Genomic DNA, 3,967 nt, shown 5'->3' on the forward strand with positions numbered 1-3,967 from the left:
GCGGGACCCGGCGGCCGGGGAGCTGGGCCGGACCCCGTCGTCCTCGACGTGATCCCCGGCCCGCGCGATGACCTCTTCCCGCCCGGGGCCTGGCGCGTCCTGGCGGAGACCGGGCACGTCAGCGGGCACGCGGACCGGGTGGGGGTGCGCATCGATCCGGCCGGGCCCGTGCCCCGGACGAGCACCCGCGAGATCCCCAGCGAGGGCATGGTGCGCGGCGCGGTGCAGGTCCCGGCCGACGGTTCACCGGTCGTGTTCGGACCCGACCACCCCGTCACGGGCGGGTACCCGGTGATCGGGGTGTTGACCTCGCGGTCGTCGGACGCACTGTCCCAACTCCTGCCGGGAGCGCCGGTGAGCTTCCGGAGGGTGTCGGAGTGACCGACTAGGGTGTGCCAGGCGGAACCAAGTACCCTGGACCGTTGGTGTGCGCGGAAATCACTGCCTGCGGGCCGGTTTTCGTCCCTCACCGAAAGACGACTCTCTTCGAGGTGAAAGCAGACCATGCCAGCGATCGTCCTGATCGGCGCCCAGTGGGGCGACGAGGGCAAGGGAAAGGCCACCGACATCCTGGGCGGCCGCGTCGAGTACGTGGTCAAGCCCAACGGCGGGAACAACGCCGGCCACACCGTGGTGGTGGGCGGAGAGAAGTACGAGCTCAAACTCCTCCCCGCCGGGATCCTCTCGCCCACCGCCGTGCCCGTGATCGGCAACGGCGTGGTGGTCAACCTCGAGGCGCTGTTCGAGGAGATCGACGGCCTCGAGGCCCGCGGCGCCGACACCTCACGGCTGCGCATCTCCGCCGACGCCCACCTGGTGGCCCCGTACCACCAGGCGTTGGACAAGGTGACCGAGCGGTTCCTGGGCAAGAAGGCCATCGGTACCACCGGCCGCGGCATCGGCCCCACCTACGCCGACAAGGTCTCGCGGGTGGGGATCCGCGTGCAGGACGTCTTCGACGAGTCCATCCTGCGGCAGAAGATCGAGGGCGCGCTGCACCTCAAGAACCAGATCTTCGTGAAGATCTACAACCGCCGCGCGGTCGAGGTCGACGAGATGGTGGAGTACTTCCTCTCCTACGCCGACCGGCTTCGACCCATGGTCAGCGACACCACCCTCATGCTCAACCAGGCCCTGGAGCGCGGCGAGTCCGTGCTGATGGAGGGCGGCCAGGCCACCATGCTGGACGTCGACCACGGCACCTACCCGTTCGTCACCTCGTCCAACCCCACCGCCGGCGGCGCCTGCGTGGGGTCGGGCGTCGGGCCGACCAAGATCACCCACTCGCTGGGCATCGTCAAGGCGTACACCACGCGAGTGGGCGCCGGGCCGTTCCCGACCGAGCTCTTTGACAAGTGGGGCGAATACCTGCAGGTCACCGGCGGCGAGGTGGGCGTCAACACCGGCCGCACCCGGCGCTGCGGCTGGTACGACGCCGTGATCGCGCGCTACGCCGCCCGGGTCAACGGGTTCACCGACTACTTCCTCACCAAGCTCGACGTGCTCACCGGCATCGGCGAGATCCCCATCTGCGTGGCCTACGACGTCGACGGCGTCCGGCACGACGAGATGCCCATGTCGCAGACCGACTTCCACCACGCCACGCCGATCTACGAGACCATGCCCGGCTGGGAGGTCGACATCACCGGGGCGCGCGAGTTCAGCGATCTGCCGCCCGAGGCGCGCGACTACGTGCTGCGGCTCGAGGAGTTGGCCGGCTGCCACATGTCGTACATCGGCGTGGGCCCGGGCCGCGACCAGAACGTGGTGCGGCGCGACATCCTGAGCTGACCCGGGCCGGCGACTCAGGCCGCGGGGTGGCAGGACGACCCGCGTGATCGGGCGGAGGGACGAGGTATCCGGGGATATAGTCCCCCTGCGGCGGTGTCGTGGATCCGCAGCCGGCCGCGTCCCCTCGACGATCGGATGACGCCCATGCCTTCCCTCGCCCGTCTCGGCGTCGCCGCCGCGACCACCGTCCTCACCTCGGTCACCCTCTGGTCTGGAGCCGGGGTGGCGGGAGCGCAGGAACTGACGCTCGTGGAGGCGCCACGGAACGCCCCCAGCGCGACCTACACCAGTCTCAGCTCCCTGTCCGTCACCCGCTCGTCCGGTGAACCCGTCGTGTCCTACGCCAACAGGTCCGGGCGCGACCTCTTCTGCCTGACGATCCTCAGCACCGCTGAGGTGGTCAACGCCTACTACGACTTCCTCCGCACTCTCGAACCGAACGCGGAGGAGATCGAACTGCCCGACGAGCTCGAGGCGAGCGTCGAGGCCGCCGAGCAGGCCGGCCGGTTCGGATATCTCACCTTCGAATCCGCGCCGGGCTCACGAGGCCCCGTCGACCCCGTGTTCGCCGTGCTCCCGGCGGACGGGTCGTTCGCGCTCGAAGCCGTGTCGAGCTGTACCGGGGACGGATACGTCGAGGTCGAGAGCACGACCTCGGGCGGGTACATCGGGTCACTTCCGGTGGGGTCGTCGGACCTCGCGTCGAGCAGCGGGGAGACCACGGGTTCACTCGCGCTGGGCGTGGTCGCCGCGGTGGCGGTCGGAATCGGTGTGGCCACCGGGTCCACCTCAGCGCCCCCGTTCTGAGTACTGGGCGGCGCCGGGGTTCAGCTTCGGCGTCAGCTCGGCAGGCCAGGGATCTGCGGAAGGGGGAACGCCCCGCCCGCCACTCCCGCGCCGACGGCCAGAGCGATGGAGACTCCCACCCCCGCGAGGATGATGAGACCGGCTCCGACGATGGGGTTGTCCAGGGAGCCGCCGTCCGCTGATCCCGACGCCTGCGCAACGTAGGCGACATGGCCGTCCGGGACGGGGGCGGCGTGGGCGGGCGCGGCCGCCAGGGAGGTGGCGGTCGCGAGCGCGAGAGTGGCGGCGGCGAGCTTTCCGGGGCTGTGCGTGGTCATGCAGGTGTAGTCGTCGGCGGGGCCCCGAGCATTACCGACCCCGCGGCGAGGGGCGCGTGCTCTGCCGGACAGGCCACCTGAGGGTTGGCGAAGAGAATGCGAAATCGACCGGATGAGTGATCGATATCACTCGCATTATTGAATGAGCATTTCTCAATGTGGCCGAGATGCGGCCACAGTTGCCCACGAGGAGACCCACATGCGTCTGTCCCGCAAGCTCGGTGCGTCGGTGGCCACCACCGCCCTCGGAGCCGCCGTCGTCCTCGGCGCCTCCGGCGTCGCACACGCCCAGTCGTCGCTCGGGCCGTCGGCCTCAGGCCCCGTCGCCCTCACGGTCTCGGGGTCCGACAGTGTCGTCAGCGGCACCCTGACCAACAACGCCACGTCCGTGGTCACCTGCACGGTGCACGTCTCGGAGGCGTCCGTCGTGGCGGGGATCGAGGCATTCCTCACGGCCGACGCGACCCGAACCTGGTCGGATGCCACGGTCGACCCCGTGCTGGAGGCGAGGCTCGCGTTGGCCGCCGCGTTGGGTCAGAACACGAACACCAGCGTGACAGCGTTCGTCGGGGAGACCAGGTCGTGGAGCCGGCCCCTCACCGCGACGTCGGACTTCCGCGCGGGTGCGGTCGCGGACTGCGGCAACGCCGGTTTCGCCTATGCGTACGAGTCCGGCGGCCTGTTCGGGTCGCTGGACCTCGGTTCGCTCGGCAGCTGAGCCCCGGACCCCCGCGCGGTGCCGGTCCGCGCGGGGGAGGGGGCCCGGACGCCGTGGTCGGGGAGCCGGGGCCCACCGAGGCGGTCAGCGCAGATGGCGGAACGCGTTGCGGACAGCCGCGACGGCCTCCTCGGCGTCGAATCCCGAACCCGCTGCACGTTCGGCGAACTCCTCCGCGGCCCGGGCCAGTACCGCGCCGGGCAGATCGGCCGCCGAGACGAACGTCCCCGAGCGGCCGCGGCCCTCAAGTACCCCCGACTCCTCGAGTTCGCGGTAGACCTTGGCGGCGGTGGCGCTGGAGACGCCGACCTCCTCCGCGAGCGTGCGCACGGCG

5 protein-coding genes and 1 pseudogene are annotated in these 3,967 nt (G+C 70.7%); 4 read left to right on the forward strand and 2 right to left on the reverse strand.

What is annotated here, in order from left to right; translation table 11 throughout:
* The 3 genes and pseudogenes from G6031_RS16070 to G6031_RS16080 form a co-directional block, all read left to right on the forward strand.
* A pseudogene (locus G6031_RS16070) lies at window positions 1-381 on the forward strand (biotin-dependent carboxyltransferase family protein); the annotation flags it as partial.
* 123 nt (window positions 382-504) lie between these two features.
* The gene (locus tag G6031_RS16075; protein WP_182645664.1) at window positions 505-1,791 is read left to right on the forward strand and encodes an adenylosuccinate synthase; all 1,287 of its coding nucleotides are present in this window, start codon (window positions 505-507) and stop codon (window positions 1,789-1,791) included.
* A gap of 144 nt (window positions 1,792-1,935) precedes the next feature.
* Window positions 1,936-2,598 carry a hypothetical protein gene (locus G6031_RS16080; RefSeq protein ID WP_182653802.1) on the forward strand — a complete coding sequence of 221 codons (663 nt, stop codon included), beginning with the start codon at window positions 1,936-1,938 and terminating at the stop codon, window positions 2,596-2,598.
* A gap of 32 nt (window positions 2,599-2,630) precedes the next feature.
* Here G6031_RS16080 and G6031_RS16085 read toward each other — a convergent pair whose 3' ends face one another.
* Window positions 2,631-2,915 (reverse strand): hypothetical protein, encoded by a 285-nt coding sequence (locus G6031_RS16085; RefSeq protein WP_182645666.1) that lies wholly within the window; start codon window positions 2,913-2,915, stop codon window positions 2,631-2,633.
* A 199-nt stretch (window positions 2,916-3,114) separates the two neighbouring features.
* Here G6031_RS16085 and G6031_RS16090 point away from each other — a divergent pair, with 199 nt between their 5' ends.
* Complete coding sequence (locus tag G6031_RS16090) at window positions 3,115-3,633, forward strand: hypothetical protein (RefSeq protein WP_182653803.1); 519 nt, start codon at window positions 3,115-3,117, stop codon at window positions 3,631-3,633.
* Between the two features lie 84 nt (window positions 3,634-3,717).
* On the opposite strand, the gene G6031_RS16095 is transcribed toward G6031_RS16090, so the two are convergent.
* On the reverse strand, window positions 3,718-3,967 hold a 250-nt coding region (locus G6031_RS16095; RefSeq protein ID WP_182653804.1), incomplete at its 5' end, for a GntR family transcriptional regulator.

Origin of the sequence: Dietzia sp. CQ4 (assembly GCF_014145125.1) — a bacterium.
Classification (GTDB): Bacteria; Actinomycetota; Actinomycetes; order Mycobacteriales; family Mycobacteriaceae; genus Dietzia; species Dietzia natronolimnaea.

What these genes read in the sequence shown, in the direction of transcription:
- G6031_RS16075 (WP_182645664.1), top strand. Translation starts at nt 505, where the DNA reads ATGCCAGCGATCGTCCTGATCGGCGCCCAGTGGGGCGACGAGGGCAAG.
- G6031_RS16080 (WP_182653802.1), top strand. Translation starts at nt 1,936, where the DNA reads ATGCCTTCCCTCGCCCGTCTCGGCGTCGCCGCCGCGACCACCGTCCTC.
- G6031_RS16085 (WP_182645666.1), bottom strand. Translation starts at nt 2,915, where the DNA reads ATGACCACGCACAGCCCCGGAAAGCTCGCCGCCGCCACTCTCGCGCTC.
- G6031_RS16090 (WP_182653803.1), top strand. Translation starts at nt 3,115, where the DNA reads ATGCGTCTGTCCCGCAAGCTCGGTGCGTCGGTGGCCACCACCGCCCTC.